Source organism: Lentzea sp. CA-135723 (assembly GCF_050936595.1).
In the GTDB taxonomy this organism is placed as follows: Bacteria; Actinomycetota; Actinomycetes; order Mycobacteriales; family Pseudonocardiaceae; genus Lentzea.
On the sequence record NZ_JBNJMK010000002.1, the window covers coordinates 90,902 to 107,530 of the forward strand.

Below are 16,629 nucleotides of genomic sequence, written 5' to 3' on the forward strand. Positions count from 1 at the left end.
AGTATGCGTTTCCAGGACTCCGTGCAACCCGGCAGGCCCGTGGTGGCGTGACTAACCCGGCATCGCAGACAGGGGGAACCTGATGAGTGACCGGGACGCCGCGTTCCAGGAGTACTTCGCGGCCCGTTCCGACGTCATGCGCGGCACGGCATACCTGCTGTGCGGCGACTGGCATCGCGCGGAGGACCTCGTGCAGCAGGCCTTCACGAAGCTCTACCTGGCGTGGAGACGGGTCGAGCGGCACGAGGCGCTGGACGCCTACACCAGGCAGATCCTGGTGCGGACGTTCCTGTCCGAGCGGCGGCGCGGGTGGTTCCGGTTCGAGTCGGCGACCGACGACGTGGTGGACGTGGCCGCTCCGCCCGGCGTCTACCCCGAGGAGCGGATGGTGCTGCTGGAGGCGCTGGCGAAGGTGCCTCCGAAGCAACGCGCGTGCCTCGTCCTGCGGTACTGGGAGGACATGTCCGTCGAGCAGACGGCCGTGATCCTCAAGTGTTCGGAAGGAACGGTCAAGAGCCAGGCCGCGCGGGGGCTGCAGACGCTGCGCGGCCTGCTCTCACAGCAGGAGAGGGTTCGATGAACGAAGAGGACCTCAAGCGAGCTTTCCAGGAAGTGGTGGTGGCGAGCAGCCCGCCTCCCTCGATGGATCCGGGCATCGCGCTCGACAGGGCGCACAAGGCGCGGGCCAACCGGCGGGCGTCCGTCACGGGGGCGGTCGTCGCCGTGCTCGTCGTCGGAGTGGGCCTGGGGACGGCGTTCGCGCTGAACCCGCAGGGCACCAAGGAGTACATCACGGGGGCGGGGCCGAGCAGCAGTGCGAACGCCGGCATGCCCGACACCGAGTGGGAGGGCGAGTGGCCGGCCGGGCAGACCGATCGGACGGCCACCAACGGCCCGCAGGCCGACCGCGGCAAGCTGTTGCTGGAGCTCGCGAAGAGCTCCGTGCCGGCCGGGTACGACACCCCCGACCTGAAGTACAAGGAGCCGGGCTTCTCGATGGGCATGCTCCACGCCCAGGCCCAGATCGCGTCCAACAAGGGCGACAGCCCGGACGTCTGGGAGTACACGGCGTACGTGCCGGTGCGCAAGGGTGAGGGCGTCGGTCAGCTCACGGTGACCGTGACGACGCCGAACCCGAAGGACCCGGCCGACCCGTGCGCGCTGCTCACGCGGAACCTGGACGGGCAACCGCCCGTCTGCAAGCCCTACGAGGTGGAGGGCAAGCAGGTCGGGGTCATCTCTCCCGTGACCCCCGGCCAGCCCGCCGAGACGTGGGCGGCCTACCGCGCGGCCAACGGCTACACCGTCGTGGTCAGGCAGGCCGAGGACTACCGGTACAGCGGACACCCGAAGCTGGACCGGCAGCCTTTCTTCGCGCCGGAACTGGCGGCGCTCGCCGCCGACCCGAAGTTCCTGCTCGGCGGCTGAGTTTTCGAAAGTTCGACGAGGGCGGTCACGATTCGTGACCGCCCTCTCTCATTGGTTCTTCCGGGTGTTTTGCCAGGTAGAGTGCCGCCTCGGAATGCGGACACTGCTCATCGACAACTACGACTCGTTCACGTTCAACCTCTTTCAGCACCTCGCCGAGGTGAACGGAGCCGAGCCCGTGGTCGTCCACAACGACGACCTGCGCTTCCGGCTGTCCGAGCTGAGGTCGTTCGACAACGTGGTGATCTCGCCGGGACCCGGCCGGCCGGGAAATCCCGCCGACTTCGGCATCTGCCGCGCGGTGATCGACCACGCCGAGATCCCGTTGCTGGGCGTGTGCCTGGGACATCAAGGACTTTGCCTGTCGTACGGCGCTGTGGTGGGGCCTGCGCCCGTGCCACGGCATGGCATCGTTTCGCCGGTCACACACACGGGCGTCGATGTGTTCGCAGGACTTCCCTCACCGTTGAACGTCGTGCGTTACCACTCGCTGGCGGTCACGGAACTGCCGTCCACGCTGGAACCCGTCGCGTGGAGCGACGACTCCGTCCTGATGGGTGTGCGCGCTCTGGACAGACCCGCGTGGGGACTGCAGTTCCACCCGGAGTCGATCTGCACGGACATGGGCCGCGAGATGCTCGCGAACTTCGCCGCGCTCACCCCCACGCGGACCGCCGCCGTTCCGGAACCGGCGCAGGTTCGCCAGACGCCTCAGAAGCGCCCTGTGCACGTCCGGAAGCTCGCAGTGGCCGTGAACGCGGAAGAGGCGTTCGCGGCGCTCCACGGGGCTTCTGGGGCCGCGTTCTGGCTGGACAGCGGGACTCGGGGCAGGTTCTCGTTCCTCGGCGACGCCTCCGGCCCGCTCGCCCGCGTCGCGCAGTACTCCGTGGCGGACCAGGTGCTCACGCTCGACGGCGTTCCCGAGCCCTGCCCCTCGTTCTTCTCCTGGCTCGACGAGGACCTCGCGGGGTGGGCGGTCGAGCAGCCCGACGTGCCGTTCGACTTCGCGCTCGGCTGGGTCGGCTACCTCGGCTACGAGCTGAAGGCGGAGTGCGGCGGCGACTTCGCCCACCGCGCGGAACAGCCCGACGCGTCGTTCGTCTTCGCGGACCGCGCCGTCGTCCTCGACCACGACGACGATCGCGTCTATTTGCTGTCGCTGACCGATGACGAGTGGTTCGACGAGGTTTCCGCACTTCTGGTTCGTCTGTCGCCATTGACCGAACCTTCGAGGCCGGTCGTGTCCGAGGTGACGTTGCGGCATCCGCGCGCGCACTACCTGAAGCTGATCGCCGCCTGCCAGGAAGCGATCACCGCGGGGGAGACGTACGAGGTGTGCTTGACGAACATGATGTCGTGGCGTGCCTCGCTCGACCCGTGGGACACTTATCGGCTGCTTCGTGCCGCAAATCCCGTTCCGTTCGGGGCGTTGCTGCGTTTCGGTGACCTCTCCGTGCTCAGCACGTCACCCGAACGATTTATCCGGGTGGGCCGAGATGGCGTCGTGGAGTCATCGCCGATCAAGGGGACCCGCCCCCGCGGCGTTGATGAGGCGTCCGACGAGATGTTGCGCACAACGTTGGCGCGATCGGTCAAGGACCGCGCGGAGAACCTGATGATCGTGGACCTGGTCCGCAACGATCTCGGCACGTGCGCGGAAGTCGGTTCGGTCGAGGTGACGCGGTTGTTCGACGTCGAGAGCTACGCGACCGTACACCAATTGGTGAGCACCGTGCGGGCCAGACTTCGGCCGGACAGTTCTGCCGTCCGATGTGTTCGAGCAGCGTTTCCCGGTGGTTCCATGACCGGTGCGCCGAAGATCCGGACCATGCAGATCCTTGATGGGCTGGAAGCCGGTCCACGTGGGGTGTACTCGGGAGCGCTCGGATACTTCTCGCTCAACGGAGCCGCGGACTTCAGCATCGTCATCCGAACCCTGGTCACGAACACCGGCCAGGTGAGTTTCGGGGTGGGCGGAGCGGTCATCTCGCTGTCCGACCCTGACGAGGAATTCGAGGAGACAGCGGTCAAGGCCACTGCCGTGTCACGCCTGTTCGGAGCGCACTTTCCGGACAGCTGAACCAAGCGTTCCGGGGATAGTGTGAACGAACCGGGACGTGGTGGGATCAAGGGGTTAACACGTCGGCCGGCGGCCCGGCCGACGTGTGGAAACCTCGCGAGTTCTCGCAGGTCAGGAAGCGTGCGCTTCCTGGAACTGCACGACCAGGTTCTGCGGAATGCGACCGCGGTCCGAGATCTGGTGACCCTGTGCGCGAGCCCAGTCGCGAATGCGCTGCGCCTCCGCCTTGTCGGTCGCCTTCACCGTGGACTTGCCGGTGCCCTTGCGCTGCTTGCGGCCGCCCGCACGACGAGCCTTGGCGACGAAGTCCGCCAGCGACTCACGAAGCCGCTCCGCATTTCCCTTCGACAGGTCGATGGCGTACTCGACACCGTCAAGTGCGAAGGTCACGGTCTCGTCGGCTTCTCCGCCGTCGAGGTCGTCGATGAGTTGGACGACGGTCTGCTGTGCCACTGTTCCTCCGTTGGGTACTCACATAGCACGCGGATCCTCGACGTAACCACGTGCTTCGACAACACCATAGTCCACATGACGAAAAACGGCGAACCTTTCGCCGCTAAAATGTGACCCCAACCGCCCGGTCGGGGCATTTCCGGGGTAAACCACACGGGTGTTATGGGTCCAAAATGTGCAGCTAGTCGTCTCACTTCGGCCCGTTGCTGGGCTTGCCGGACGCTTCCCCATTCCCGCTGACGGAGCAGTGGTTGCACATAACGCACCGCCAACCCGTGCGGGTATCCTCGACATACCCGCACGGGGTAGGGAAGGTCAGGAGCCGATGCACGGGTACACCGCGGACAAGGACGCATACCTCAAGCGACTGCGCCGCATCGAGGGACAGATCCGCGGTCTCCAGCGCATGGTCGAGAACGACGAATACTGCATCGACGTCCTCACCCAGATCTCCGCGGCCACGAAGGCCCTGCAGGCGGTGTCGCTGGGGTTGCTCGACGAGCACCTCAAGCATTGTGTGGCCCAGGCGGCGGCGGAAGGCGGCGCGGTGGCCGAGGAGAAGCTCGCCGAGGCGTCCGCCGCGATCGGCAGGCTGGTCAAGTCGTAGGGTCCCCTGGGAGAAACCCGGTGGCGTGATCCGCTACAGTTCTCCCTGCTACGCCCCCGTAGCCCAATCGGCAGAGGCAGCGGACTCAAAATCCGTCCAGTGTGCGTTCGAGTCGCACCGGGGGCACGGACTTCGGGCGAGGTATGTCTGCGGAAAGCGCAGACCATGCCTCGCCCGTGGTGTTTTCTGGGGGCCGAGCCCCCAGACCCCCAGCCGGGCGCTGCGCCCCGGACCCCGCTTCGGGTCATCGCTTCGCTCGACCCCGCCCCGTGTAGGCCATTCCATTGTGGAATCGGGGAATCGCTGTTGCCTGGGTGGGATGTGCGTGTAAGGCTGCCGCTGCATTGACGTTCGTGTGTTGTCGGGGGGCGCGCGCGGATCATCTGGGGGATAAGGCTGTGAGACGTCTATTCGGCATTGGGCTGGGCTTGGCCCTGGTGGCGCAGGGGGTGTTGACCCCGGTGGCACTGGCGGCGCCGGACGCGCCGGTGGTCAGCTCCTCGGTTTACAAGACCTCCGGGTGTGATCCCGAGGGGTGTGGTGGCGTCGGGGTGGAGGACACGTTCGTCTTCTCCAGTTCCGTTGACGTCGTGAAGTTCCGGTGGGGGTTCACGGATCCGCCGTCGACCGAGGTCGCGGCGGGCGTGCCGGTGCGGTGGGCGCCGGAGACCGGTGGGCCCAAGATGTTGTACGTCGAGGCCTTCGACGGGGCGGGAGTGTCGACGCGGACCCTGTTCGAGTTCACCGTGAAGTCTCCTTCGCCTCAGGTCGCCGACTGGTTCGCCGGGGACGACCCGTCGTTCGACGGCACCGGCAACGGGCACGACCTGGCGTTGAGCGCTGTGGACACCGCGCGGGCCGGGCGCACGCTCGGCGGGGCCGGTGCGATCGGGTTCGACGGGGTGACGTCCAGTGCCACCACCGGCAAGGTGCTCGACACGACGCGCGGGCTCACGGTCAGCGCTTGGGTGCGGCTGGGTGACGGTGCCGTCGACCGGACCGTGGTGAGTCAGCAGGGGACCGTCGAGTCGGCGTTCCGGCTCGGGTTCGACGCCGGGACGCAGCGGTGGACGTTCGCCGTGGCGGAGAAGGACGCGGCCGGGTCGGCGCAGCGGACCGTGCGGTCCAAAGGCCTGGCACGTGTGGGTGTGTGGACTCACGTGGCCGGCACCTACGACGACGCGAGCGGCGAGGTCCGGCTTTACGTCGACGGCGTCGTGCAGGAGAACGTCCCGGTCGTCAAGAAGGGCTTCTCGGCTGACGGCGAGCTGTGGATCGGCAAGGCGCTGCGGGGCGGGACCGCCGCTGAGGCCTGGCAGGGCGACCTGATGCAGATGCTCGCCTGGAACCGGGCCATCACCGCACAGGAGGTGCGGCGGGTGGCGGTCGGTATCGAGGTCGGCGACTGGACGTTCAACGAGGGCAACGGAAAGACCGCCATCGACTCCTCGCCGTACGCGCGCGACCTGAGGCTGAACGGTGCGACGTGGGCGCCTGCGTACGCCGGCTTCGGACTCGGGTTCGGCGGAACCGGCTCGGCGAGCAGCGGCGAGGCCGTGCTGTGCACCGACCAGTCGTTCACGGTCGACGTGTGGGCGCGGCTCGACGCGGCCGGCCCGGCGGGAACCGTTGTGACGCAACGTGGTCCGTCCGGAGTGGACCCGTTCACGCTGCGGTACGACGGGGTGCGGTGGAGTGCGGAGATGCCGGACGCCGCGGTGAACCCGGCGAAGGTGTGGCGGGCCAAGGCGGACGCGGTCGCGGGCACGTGGACGCACCTGGTGGCGACGTACGACGCGAACGCGCGCACGTTGTCGTTGGAGGTCGGTTACCGGGACGCGGCTGAGGTGCAGAAGAGCACTGTGGCTCGGGTGAGCGGGTGGAACTCCGACGGCGTCCTGACCGTTGGGCAGGGGTTCGTCGGCGGCGTCGACGAGCTGGAGATCGTGCAGGGGCCACGACTGTAGGAGCCGAGTCGCTCACGTCCGCCGTTGATCAAGGCCGAACGGCGGATGTGAGCGGTGCTCGGGGACCGCTACGGTTCGTGCCGGAGTGCGTGAACGTGTGCGGGAGTCCCCTGGTGTTGCGGAAGTCCTTGTCCTTTCTCGTGGTTCTGCTGGCGTGCGCGTGCACGACCGAGAGCCCGTCGCGTCCGGTGTCGGCACCCGTGCAGCTGCAGGTGCCCACGCTGATCAACGACTCGCGCGGCGAGGTGTCCGCGACCGTGCGCGCCGTGGTCGACGGCCGCACCATCGAGCTGGAGAGCGGCGAACGCGTCCAGATCTCCCAGCTGGCCCAGCCGGCCGACTGCTGGGCGGCGGGTGCCCGCACGTTCGCCGAGAAGTGGTTGCTGGCCAAGCGGGTCCGGGTCAGTGCCATGACACCGGGCGAGGTCAACCTCCGCCTGGACGACGGCACCGACTACGCCCTGCTGGCCGTGAAGGAGGGCGTCCTCAGGGCGCAGGACGCCGCGGGCTCGCTGGCGGAAGCCGAACTGGCCGCCGCCCGCGACGACCGTGGCCTGTGGGGCGCGCCCTGCAACGGCATGGACGCGACGCCGTCCTCCTCCGCCACGACGACCAGCCCTTCCGTCCCGGCACGCCAGCCCGAGTCCTCCGCGCCGGTCGTGACCACCACCCAGGCACCCCCGGTGGTCGTGACGACCCAGCCGCCGCCCGCGCCCCCGTGCGCCGTGAGCTACCGCCTGGACAGCCAGTGGCAGGGCGGGTTCCAGGCCCAGGTGACCATCAGGAACACCGGCCGCACGGCCATCACCGGCTGGGCGCTCCGCTGGACCTTCGCCGACGGCCAGACCGTCCGCGACATGTGGAACGCCTCGGCGTCGCAGCGGGGCTCCGCGGTGACCGCCACCGCCGCCGGTCACAACCAGACCATCCAGCCCGGCGGCGAGGCCTCGCTGGGTTTCCTCGGTTCCGTCCGGGGCCGCAACACCCAGCCGGACACCTTCACCCTCAACGGCGCGACCTGCACCACGACCTGACAGTTGGCCCCACCGCCGTCCCGTGGCAAGATAAATTAGTAATTAACTGCTGATTTGATCTAGTCAGGGACGAACCGTGCAGGTCACCAGGGTTGTGCCGCTGTACGCCGAGGTCGACAACCGCCTCGGCGGCCGCTGGACCTCGCTCCGCACGGCCCACCGGGAGTGGCTCTGGCACCGTCCGGACCCCGCCCGCGCCGAGGTCGCACCGGGCGCCGCCTTCGTGGACGTGGGCGGCCTGGAGGAGTGCGTCCCCACCGTCCGGGGCCTGCCCGACCACGGCGACGCGTGGACCAGACCCTGGCGAGGAACACCGGCCGGGGCCCAGGTGGACTGTCCTGACTTCACCCTCACCCGGAGCCTCGGCTCCGATGCCGGCGCGGTCGTCGCAGACTACGAACTGCGCGCCACCCCCGGCTACCGCTTCGTGTGGGCCGCCCATGCCCTCCTCGACGTGAGCCCGTTTGCCCGTTTGGCCGCCCCGGCCGGCACTTCCGTGCTGATCACCGATCCGGTTCCCGCCCCGCACCTCTGGCCCGCCGGCCTCGACGCGCTCGGCCCCGACGACGGCACCGCGACCGGCGCGATCCTCGAACGTGGGCAGATCCGCGTGGTGGACGGAGATCAGCTGCTCGACCTCCACGTCGAGTGCGCCGATCAGCCGGTCTCGATCGCGTTGTGGCGCAACCTGAAGGGCTGGCCCGAAGGCGACCCGTACCGCAGCATCGGCGTGGAACCCATGCTCGGGCGCACCTTCGACCGCGCGGACACCCGTCGCCCGGTCGCGGTGGTGCCCGCCTCGGGATCGGTGCGCTGGCGGCTGACGATCACCGCTCTCGTGGAAGGAACCGCATGACCGACGTGCTCACCCTGGGCGAGACCATGGGAGCGTTCCGCGCCGCCGGTCCGTTCCGCCTGGGAGGGACCGCCGAGCTGACCGTCGCCGGTGCCGAGTCGAACGTGGCCATCGGTCTCGCGCGCCTCGGCCACGCCGTGCGCTGGACCGGGGTGACGGGCGCCGACGAGATCGGGTCGCTCGTCCGCCGCACGCTGCTGGCCGAGCAGGTGGACGTCCAGGCCGCCCGGATCACCCCGGACGCGTCGACCGGGCTGATCCTCTTCGAACCGCGCACCGCCGACATCACCAGGGTTCTCTACTACCGCAGGGGAAGCGCCGGGTCGCGACTGTCCGTTGAGGACGTCCGGCGAGCGTTCGACCTGGGTGTGCCGCGGATCGTGCACGTCACGGGCATCACGCCCGCGCTGAGCGAGTCCGCGCTCGCCGCCGTGACCGAGGCGATCGACCTCGGCAGGCAGGCCGGCAGCACCGTCAGCCTCGACGTCAACTTCCGCTCGAAGCTCTGGACCGCCGCGCAGGCCGCCGAGACCTTGAGGCCGCTGCTCGAGAACGTCGACGTGCTGATCGCGTCCGACGACGAGCTCCCGATCGCCGGCGACCACGAGGTTCCCGAGGTCGTGGTGAAGCACGGCGCGGACGGGGCGACCGTGCACGCGCAGAGCCGCTCGTGGTCGGCCGAGGCCCACCGCGTCACCGTCGCCGACACCACCGGCGCGGGCGACGCGTTCGTGGCGGGCTACCTCTCCGCGCGCCTCGACGGTCTCGAACCCGGCGACCGGGTGCGGCGCGGCAACGCCGTGGCCGCGTTCGCCGTCGCGACACCGGGCGACTGGCAGGGCCTGCCCACCCGCACCGACCTGGAACTGCTGGACCTGCAAGCGGGGAGCACCGTCCGATGACGCTGACGCAGTGGAACTTCGAGCGACTGGAGCTCGGCGAAGGCGCCCGCTGGATCAACGGCAGGCTGGTCGTCGTCGACCTGCTGGCCGGCCGCGTGCTGGAGACGCGCGGCGACGTTCCCGCGCCGTTCACCGAGATCGCGGCACTGCCCGTCCCGGTCGGCGCGGTGGCGCCCGTGCGCGGCGGCGACGACCTGATGGCCGCCTCCGGCACCGGCGCCGGTCTGCTGCACGGCCCGCGGCAGGAGTTCGCGGGCGAGGGCATGAGGGTCAACGACGCCGTGGCCGACCCGCACGGCCGTTTCTGGGTCACGACGATGGCGTACGACACCGAGCCGGGAACCGGTGCCCTGCACCGCCTGGGATCACCGTCACCCGTCCTCAAAGGACTGACGATCCCGAACGGCCCCGCGTTCTCCCCCGACGGCGAGTACCTCTACCTCGCCGACAGCGCCCGCGGCACCGTCCACCGCTTCGACGTGAGCCGCGACGGCGAGCTGGGAGCCCGCCGCGTCTTCCTGCACACCCCCAACCACACCCCGGACGGCATGACCACCGATGTGATCGGCAACGTCTGGATCGCCTTCTGGGGAGCGTCGGTGGTGCGCCGGTACCGCCCGGACGGCCGCCTGGACCGCGAGATCACCCTGCCCGCTCGCCAGCCGACGAGCGTCAGCCTGGGCGGTCCAGACCTGAGCCGCCTGTTCATCACCACCGCGAAGTACGGCCTGCGCAGGCCTTCCTTGCACGACGGCGCGTTGTTCGCCGTGGACGTGGACGTGCCGGGCCGCCCGGCGGACGAGGTTCACCCCGCCGAGTACCAGGGCGGCGCGGAGTAGGGCTTGGTCTCCGCGGCACAGAGCCACGCGGCCGCCGCGGATCCCTCCGCGCGCACCGCGATCGCCTGGTACCGCGTGGGATCCGCGAACCCGGAGGCGTGCCGGATCACGGTCTCGAACACCTGCGATGACACGGCGATGACGAGGTCCGCGTCGGTCCGGTAGAGGTGGGTGGTCAGGTCCGGTGCCGTGAGGAGCTGGGCCGCCGCGTCGATCGACGGCCCGGACAACCCGTCCGGCCCGACGACGACGGGTCCGACGTGCAGGGCCGCCCTGAGCTGGACGCGCAGGGGAGCCGCCTCGCGGTTGTACCGCCGCAGGCCGTCCGCGATGCGGGAGATCAGGCGGGCGACGATCGTGGCGGTGGAAACGCTCGGAGGAACGACGACGAGAACGCCGTCCGGCCGTTCGGCGTGCCGGCAGTTCCCCCAGGAGATGTCGGAGTCGGCGAACGCGTCGCGCAGCACCCTGTGCAGCGGAGCCCTCGCCGTACGGCGATCGCTCTCGGTGCCGCCGGGCCCTGCCGGAAACGCGATTTCGAGGAACAGGATGGAGTGGTTGGCGTGGTCCCATCGGCCTGTGGGTCGAGCGGACCTGTCCGGCGAGGCGGTCATGGTGGGCCCCCTTGCAATTCGGCTTGCTGACGTGAAGTGTGGCGCCATCACAAGGCTAAAATCGGTGTGAGATAACGACAACGAATTCTTTAGGAAATGCGTGATCGTGTGACGTGACCGATGATCACGTTGAATTCGAAGTCCCGCCTCGTTCAGTTCGGCGTGCGATCCACGTTGAGGGCGAACGCGAGGGCACCCTGGGCGCCTGCCTGGAGGCCGAGCTCGGACGCCTCGACCGTCATCGGTTCGACGTAGTTGAACATGCCGCCCAGCGCGTGCTGGCGCATCATCTCGGTCGCGGGTTCGATCAGGAGGTCGGCCGCCCTGCCGAGTTCGCCGCCGATGAAGACCTTCTCGGGATTGAGCAGGTTGCACGTCCGCGCGAGCGCCATCCCGATGCCGCGGCCCGCGTCCTGGAGCACGCGGCGGCACAGCAGATCGCCGCTCTTGGCCCGTTCCACCACGTTGGCGAGGCTCGTCGGCAGGTCGACGCGGTAGCCGACGTAGGCCCGGCGGACCTGTTCGACGAGGCGCGCACCACCGACGACGGTCTCCAGACAACCCCGGTTGCCGCACTGGCAGACGACGCCCTGCGGATCCATCACGAGGTGTCCGATCTCGCTGGCGAGACCGTGCCGGCCGCGGTAGATCAGGCCGCTGATGACCAGCCCGGCGCTGACACTGGTGGACGACTTCACGAAAAGCACGGTCTCGGCGTCGCGGCCTCCTCCGTAGAGGTACTCGCCGTACGCTGCGAAGTTCGCCTCGTTGTCCATGATCACCGGGACGCTCGGGAAGTGTTCCTGCAGGCGGGCGCCGGGATCCATCCCGCGTTCCCAGTCGAGCGCCCAGGCGACCTGCGAGATCGTGCCGGTCCGCGGTTCGACCGCGGCGGGGATGCCGAGGCCGATGGAGACGATGTCGGACTCGCCGAGCCCGGTGCGCCGCACGACCTCCTTGATGAGCTGCACGCACTCGCGGATCCACGCCTGGCTGCCGTGCTCGGCGCCGCGGCTGGAGCTGTCCGCCTCGACGCGGGGACTGTCCACGCGCCGGGCGGCGACGAAGATCGAGTCGTAGCTGACCTCGACGCCGATCGCCACGCCGCGCACGGACGTGAGGCTGACCTTCTTGCCGCGTTCGCTGTCGGTGCCGTCGACGACGACGAGGCCTTCGCGCTGGAGGTCCTGCACGATTCCGGAGACCGTCGCCTGGGACAGCTTGGTGAACCTGGCGAGCCTCACCTGGGTGGCGGGGGAGACCATGATCGCGCGGAGAACGCGTCTGCGGTTGTAGCCGCGATGGGCGTCCGAGGATTGACCCCAGATCAGGTCTCGGGCATGCCTGTCGCCGCTCGGCACCAGATGCCTCCCCACCCTCAGCTTCGAAATGAAGGTCCAGACAATCGTAGCGGCGTCCGGGGCATCAGACGGAAGCCGCCAAGTGTGCGGTTCGCACTCTGAGGGCCGCGATACGCGGCGTGACATTTCCGAAAATTGTTTCGTGTCGAGATGGAATCATTTGGGCGAACTGGCTTCTAGCTGGTTCATCTCGACTTGGGTACGCTGGATGGTTGGCCTGTGCCTGCCGGGGGTACGCTCTCCGCCTTGTCTCACCTCGATGAAGGCGTGTGTTCGGTGAACGAAGACTCCATCCGCCCCGCGGCTGACCTGGACTACGAACCTCCGGTGCTGTCCGACCTGGGATCGGTGTACGACATCACCTTCGGGAGCAGCAACAGTGCCGGCGATGCCTCCGGTCAGGGTTACGCGTAGCGTTTCGGGCGCTGCCTCGTCCGGTTCACTCGATGTTTTCGGCCAATGTCTTGCCGAAGACTCCGTTCTCGCGCGCGCTCTGGAAACGGGCGACCACCATTCGGTGACAAACCAGATCGGCTGCTATTCGGCGATCCTGCGGCGGCCGGGCGAGACGACGTTGTTCGCTGATCCGGTGGGGCAGTTCCCGCTTTACTACGACCGGTCCGGGCGGTTCGCCGCCCAGGCCGGTGACCTCGGCACCGAACTCGACCGCGTCTACCTGGCGACACGGCTGGCGTGCCTCGACGGTGCCGGTCTCTTCGAGAACCGCAGCTTCGTCGAGGGTGTCCGGCGGGTCCGGCCCGGCCACGCGCTGGAGATCAGGGACGGTGTGCCGGCCGAACGCCCGCACGCGCCGTTGCGGGTCGATCCCTCGCTGACCACGGCGGACGCGGCCCGGATGCTGCGCGACGCCCTGGTGGCCGCGGTGCGGGCGAGGGCCGGGTCCGCGAGGCGGTTGACGGCGGACTTCAGCGGTGGGCTGGACTCCACGTCGCTGGCCTACCTGGCGCTGGACGACGTCGGCGAGCTGCCGGTGTTCACGCACTACCACCGGGACTCGCCGATCACCGACGACCTGGACCGGGTCCGGTCGTACGTCGCCTCGGAACGGCGGTTCGCGCCGGTGGAGATCGCGCTGCCGGACGACAGCCTCCCGTACCAGGACCTGGTGTCGCTGGGAGAGGAACCGCACCCGGCGTCGATCGCCTGCGGCCCTGCGCGTTTCCGGTTCGCCGCCGCGGCGGGGCTGGGTGCCGGCGTCCACCTCATGGGGGACGGCGGTGACGCGGTGCTGTGGGCTCCCGGCGCGTACTTCATCGACCTGGCGCGGCGGGGCGACCTGACGACGCTCTGGCGGCACTGCTTCGCGTGGGCGCGGTTGCGGCACCGGTCTCCGTTGACCGTGTTCCGGCGTGCCGTCGTCATGGCGGGGCTGGGACGCCGGCGGGCGTTGCTGCGGCTCGCCGACACGCTCGAACGCGGGCGTCCGGCCGGGGATCCCGCCTGGGAGGTCTCGGTGATCGCGCGCTGGGACGTGCCGCAGGTGGACTGGCTGGCGCCGTCCGCGCGCGAGTCGCTGGCCGCGCAGGCGCGGTCGGTGGCGGCGCAGGAGTCCGATGTGGACGCCGGTGAGTCCGTTGTGCTCAGTCAGCTGCGGTCGCACGGGCTGACGCAGCGGGTGCACCGGGAGGTCGGTGAGCTGGCGGGGATCGACGTGCACGCGCCGTTCCTCGACACCGCCGTGGTGCGGGCGGCGATCGCGGTGCCCGCCTTCCGGCGTGCGGACCCGGCGGTGGCAAAACCGTTGTTGCGCAAGGCGTTGGACGGACTCGTGCCGGACCGCGTGCTGGCACGGGAGACGAAGGGCGACTACACCCGCGAGGCGTACGCCGGACTGCGGCGTGCTGCCCCGGTGTTGCGGAAGTACCTGAACGACTCGGCGGCCGCCGAACTGGAGCTGATCGACCCGGTGCCCGTCCGGGCGGCGCTGGAGGACGCGGTCAACGGGCGGCGCGTGCCGTGGGGCGCGCTCAACCAGGTGCTGGCCGTCGAGGTGTGGCTGCGCGAGAGGGAAGTGGCTGCGACATGACGCGTTTCGTGGTTCCCGGCTCGGTGCACGTGACGGCGGAGAACGACGGAGGTCTGATCCTGCTGAACGTGGCGACGGGGCAGTGGCACAGGCTGAACCGGACGGGCAACGAGCTCCTCGCGGTGATCCGCGAGCACGGTGTCGACCTCGGTGCCGAGCGCTTCGCCGACCGCTATCCGGGCGTGCCGCGCGCGGAGATCCGGCAGCACGCGGAGAGCTGCGTGTCCGGGCTGGTCGAACGCGGTCTGCTGGAACCGGAGAACCCCGTGCGGGGCAGCGGTGGCGTGCCGATCGCGCTGGGATCCCGCGGACCGGCGGCGCTGCGGCCGACGCTGGTGGCGCTGTTCGCGTTGCCGATGGCGTTGGTGCTGCTGAGGTTGCCGTTCCGCCGGACCGTGAAGGTCTTCAAGCTGGTGAAGCGCGTGCGGGCGCGACGGGACGCGACCGGTTCCCAGGCCCTGCAAGCGCTTGCGGCCGCCAAGCGGGTCAGCCGGTTCCACCCCGGCCGGGTGGCGTGCCTGGAGCTCTCGCTGACCGCCGCCCTCACCGCCGCCCTGCGCGGCGGCGAGGTGCTGTGGTGTCTCGGGGTGGCGAGTGATCCCCAGTCGTTCCACGCCTGGATCGAGACGGACGGGGAACCGGTGACCGACCTGTTCGACGATCCGATTCCGCCTACCTACCGGCGCGTGCTGGCGGTCTGAGAGCGCTGCTGTGGGCTGATCTGCCGTCAGCAGAGAAAGAGGCGGAGCGGCCGCGCTGTTCGGCATCGTCGGTGTCATGACCAACACCGAGAAGCTCTTCAGCCAGGGGCTGCGAGAACGGTTCTTCGCCCAGCGCGTGCTGATTCTCGACGGCGCGCTCGACGACGACAACGGCACGGTGCTCGCGACCCAGATGCTGTCGCTCGCGAGCGAGGACCCCCAGCAGGACATCGCGTTGTGGATCCACTCGCCGGGTGGGTCGGTGCCGTCGATGCTGGCCATCCGCGACGTCATGCGGCTCGTGCCGTGCGACGTGGCGACGCTCGCCATCGGGCTGGCGTGCAGCGCGGGTCAGTTCCTGCTGTCGGCCGGTACGCAGGGCAAGCGGTTCGCGTTGCCGCACGCGCGGATCCTGATGCACCAGGGCAGTGCGGGCATCGGCGGGTCCGCCGTGGAGGTGGAGGTGCAGGCCGACGACCTGCGCCACACCAGGGACACCGTGCTCGGGCTGATCGCCGAGGACACCGGGCAGCCGTTCGAGCGGATCTTCACGGACTCGTTGCACGACAGGTGGTTCACCACCGAGCAGGCGATGGAGTACGGCTTCATCGACCACGTGGTGAGGGACCTCGGGCAGGTCGTCCCCGTCCGCAAGCACAAGCTCGGCCTTCACTCGGGAGTCGTCGCATGAGCACCTACACCATCCCCAACGTCATCACCCGTGACGCCCGCGGCGAGCGCGTCATGGACGTCTACTCGCACCTGCTGTCCGAACGCATCGTCTACCTCGGCACCGGCATCGACTCGGGCGTCGCGAACGCGCTGATCGCCCAGCTGTTCCACCTGGAGGCCGACAACCCGGACCTGGAGATCAACCTCTACATCAACTGCGAGGGCGGCGACCCCTCGGCGATGCTCGCCCTCTACGACACCATGCGCTACATCAAGGCCCCGGTGGCCACGACGTGCGTGGGCCAGGCCGTGGCGGCGGGCGCGGTGTTGCTCGCGGCCGGGGCGGAAGGGCGGCGTTCGGTGCTGCCGCACTCCAGGGTCGTGCTGCACCAGCCGGCGGCGCAGGGCAGGGGCACCATCCCGGACCTGATCCTCGCGGCGGACGAGGTCGTGCGCGTGCGCACCCAGCTGGAGGCCATCCTGGCGCGCCACACGGGTCGCACGGTCGAGGAGCTGCGCCACGACACGGACCGCGACCGGGTGTTCGACGCGCCGGGCGCGGTCGAGTACGGCCTGGTGGACCGCGTGCTGGACCAACGCCCGTGACCGGCGCGTTCAGGGCCGCCGCCTGGCCGGTCGGCGGCCCGCGCGCTACGCGGCCAGCAAGGCGCCGACCATCGCCACCGGGCCGGAAGGCCGGCCCACCGGGCGCGAGGTGTGGAACTGGTTTCCTCCGACCACGCCGCCCGCCCGCAGGTTGCGCACCTGCCCGGCGATGCCGATCAGCAGGTCCGCCAGGTCGATCCCCAGCGCCCCGGCCACCGCCGCGATCATCTCGCTCGACGGCTCCTTGCGGCCGCGCTCGATCTCCGACAGGTACTGCACCGAGATGCCGGCCCGATCGGCCACGTCGACGAGGCGTTCGCCGAGGTCCTCCCGCGTCTCGCGCAGCTTGCGGCCCAGGGCCTCCCGCCACAGGGGTTCCGGGGTGCGCTTGAAGTCCAGGATCTCCGCCATGTCGCCATGGTGACAGCACCCCGGCCGCCCCCAGCCGCCGTTCTGCTACCA

The 16,629-nt window shown here is 69.6% G+C and carries 18 protein-coding genes and 1 tRNA gene; 15 read left to right on the forward strand and 4 right to left on the reverse strand.

Annotation, left to right across the window (positions count from 1 at the left end):
- Positions 1-82: 82 nt before the first annotated feature.
- The 3 genes from ACQEU1_RS36320 (at position 83) to pabB (ending at position 3,508) form a co-directional block, all read left to right on the forward strand.
- A complete protein-coding gene (locus tag ACQEU1_RS36320) occupies positions 83-580 on the forward strand; it encodes a SigE family RNA polymerase sigma factor (protein ID WP_433212285.1) in 498 nt (165 codons plus the stop codon).
- Entirely contained in the window at positions 577-1,428 is an 852-nt protein-coding gene (locus tag ACQEU1_RS36325) for a hypothetical protein (RefSeq protein ID WP_433212288.1), read from the forward strand. Before ACQEU1_RS36320 ends, ACQEU1_RS36325 begins: the two co-directional genes overlap by 4 nt.
- Before the next feature lie 94 nt (positions 1,429-1,522).
- A complete protein-coding gene (gene pabB, locus ACQEU1_RS36330) occupies positions 1,523-3,508 on the forward strand; it encodes an aminodeoxychorismate synthase component I (RefSeq protein ID WP_433212291.1) in 1,986 nt (661 codons plus the stop codon).
- 111 nt (positions 3,509-3,619) lie between these two features.
- Here the strand turns inward: pabB and ACQEU1_RS36335 are convergent, their stop codons facing one another.
- On the reverse strand, positions 3,620-3,961 hold the full coding sequence (locus ACQEU1_RS36335; RefSeq protein ID WP_053737894.1) for a histone-like nucleoid-structuring protein Lsr2: 342 nt from the start codon (positions 3,959-3,961) through the stop codon (positions 3,620-3,622).
- Between the two features lie 325 nt (positions 3,962-4,286).
- On the opposite strand from ACQEU1_RS36335, the gene ACQEU1_RS36340 reads away from it, so the two are divergent.
- The 7 genes from ACQEU1_RS36340 (at position 4,287) to ACQEU1_RS36370 (ending at position 10,166) form a co-directional block, all read left to right on the forward strand.
- Positions 4,287-4,568, forward strand: a complete 282-nt coding sequence (locus ACQEU1_RS36340; RefSeq protein ID WP_090067635.1) for a metal-sensitive transcriptional regulator — start codon at positions 4,287-4,289, stop codon at positions 4,566-4,568.
- Between the two features lie 52 nt (positions 4,569-4,620).
- Positions 4,621-4,694 (forward strand) — tRNA-Leu (locus tag ACQEU1_RS36345).
- 272 nt (positions 4,695-4,966) lie between these two features.
- Positions 4,967-6,535 carry a LamG-like jellyroll fold domain-containing protein gene (locus tag ACQEU1_RS36350; RefSeq protein ID WP_433212296.1) on the forward strand — a complete coding sequence of 523 codons (1,569 nt, stop codon included), beginning with the start codon at positions 4,967-4,969 and terminating at the stop codon, positions 6,533-6,535.
- A 113-nt stretch (positions 6,536-6,648) separates the two neighbouring features.
- The gene (locus ACQEU1_RS36355; RefSeq protein ID WP_433212299.1) at positions 6,649-7,569 is read left to right on the forward strand and encodes a cellulose binding domain-containing protein; all 921 of its coding nucleotides are present in this window, start codon (positions 6,649-6,651) and stop codon (positions 7,567-7,569) included.
- A 76-nt stretch (positions 7,570-7,645) separates the two neighbouring features.
- Entirely contained in the window at positions 7,646-8,425 is a 780-nt protein-coding gene (locus ACQEU1_RS36360; protein ID WP_433212302.1) for a hypothetical protein, read from the forward strand.
- Positions 8,422-9,327, forward strand: a complete 906-nt coding sequence (locus ACQEU1_RS36365) for a sugar kinase (RefSeq protein ID WP_433212305.1) — start codon at positions 8,422-8,424, stop codon at positions 9,325-9,327. The genes ACQEU1_RS36360 and ACQEU1_RS36365 overlap by 4 nt, the downstream gene beginning before the upstream one ends.
- Positions 9,324-10,166, forward strand: a complete 843-nt coding sequence (locus ACQEU1_RS36370; RefSeq protein ID WP_433212308.1) for an SMP-30/gluconolactonase/LRE family protein — start codon at positions 9,324-9,326, stop codon at positions 10,164-10,166. The genes ACQEU1_RS36365 and ACQEU1_RS36370 overlap by 4 nt, the downstream gene beginning before the upstream one ends.
- Here ACQEU1_RS36370 and ACQEU1_RS36375 read toward each other — a convergent pair.
- Positions 10,133-10,633, reverse strand: coding sequence for a hypothetical protein (locus ACQEU1_RS36375; RefSeq protein WP_433212311.1), 501 nt, complete (start codon positions 10,631-10,633; stop codon positions 10,133-10,135). The genes ACQEU1_RS36370 and ACQEU1_RS36375 overlap by 34 nt on opposite strands.
- Positions 10,634-10,932: 299 nt before the next feature.
- Positions 10,933-12,141: an ROK family transcriptional regulator gene (locus ACQEU1_RS36380; protein ID WP_433212314.1), complete on the reverse strand. Its 1,209-nt coding sequence runs from the start codon at positions 12,139-12,141 to the stop codon at positions 10,933-10,935.
- 276 nt (positions 12,142-12,417) lie between these two features.
- Between ACQEU1_RS36380 and ACQEU1_RS36385 the strand changes: the two genes are divergently transcribed.
- From ACQEU1_RS36385 to ACQEU1_RS36405, 5 genes are all read left to right on the forward strand, one after another.
- On the forward strand, positions 12,418-12,555 hold the full coding sequence (locus tag ACQEU1_RS36385) for a hypothetical protein (protein WP_433212317.1): 138 nt from the start codon (positions 12,418-12,420) through the stop codon (positions 12,553-12,555).
- On the forward strand, positions 12,530-14,188 hold the full coding sequence (locus ACQEU1_RS36390; RefSeq protein WP_433212319.1) for an asparagine synthase-related protein: 1,659 nt from the start codon (positions 12,530-12,532) through the stop codon (positions 14,186-14,188). Before ACQEU1_RS36385 ends, ACQEU1_RS36390 begins: the two co-directional genes overlap by 26 nt.
- Positions 14,185-14,889: a lasso peptide biosynthesis B2 protein gene (locus ACQEU1_RS36395; protein ID WP_433212322.1), complete on the forward strand. Its 705-nt coding sequence runs from the start codon at positions 14,185-14,187 to the stop codon at positions 14,887-14,889. Before ACQEU1_RS36390 ends, ACQEU1_RS36395 begins: the two co-directional genes overlap by 4 nt.
- Positions 14,890-14,965: 76 nt before the next feature.
- Positions 14,966-15,580, forward strand: a complete 615-nt coding sequence (locus ACQEU1_RS36400) for a ClpP family protease (protein WP_433212325.1) — start codon at positions 14,966-14,968, stop codon at positions 15,578-15,580.
- Complete coding sequence (locus ACQEU1_RS36405; protein WP_433212328.1) at positions 15,577-16,167, forward strand: ClpP family protease; 591 nt, start codon at positions 15,577-15,579, stop codon at positions 16,165-16,167. Before ACQEU1_RS36400 ends, ACQEU1_RS36405 begins: the two co-directional genes overlap by 4 nt.
- Before the next feature lie 45 nt (positions 16,168-16,212).
- Here the strand turns inward: ACQEU1_RS36405 and ACQEU1_RS36410 are convergent, their stop codons facing one another.
- Positions 16,213-16,578 carry a helix-turn-helix domain-containing protein gene (locus ACQEU1_RS36410; protein WP_433212331.1) on the reverse strand — a complete coding sequence of 122 codons (366 nt, stop codon included), beginning with the start codon at positions 16,576-16,578 and terminating at the stop codon, positions 16,213-16,215.
- Positions 16,579-16,629: the final 51 nt, after the last annotated feature.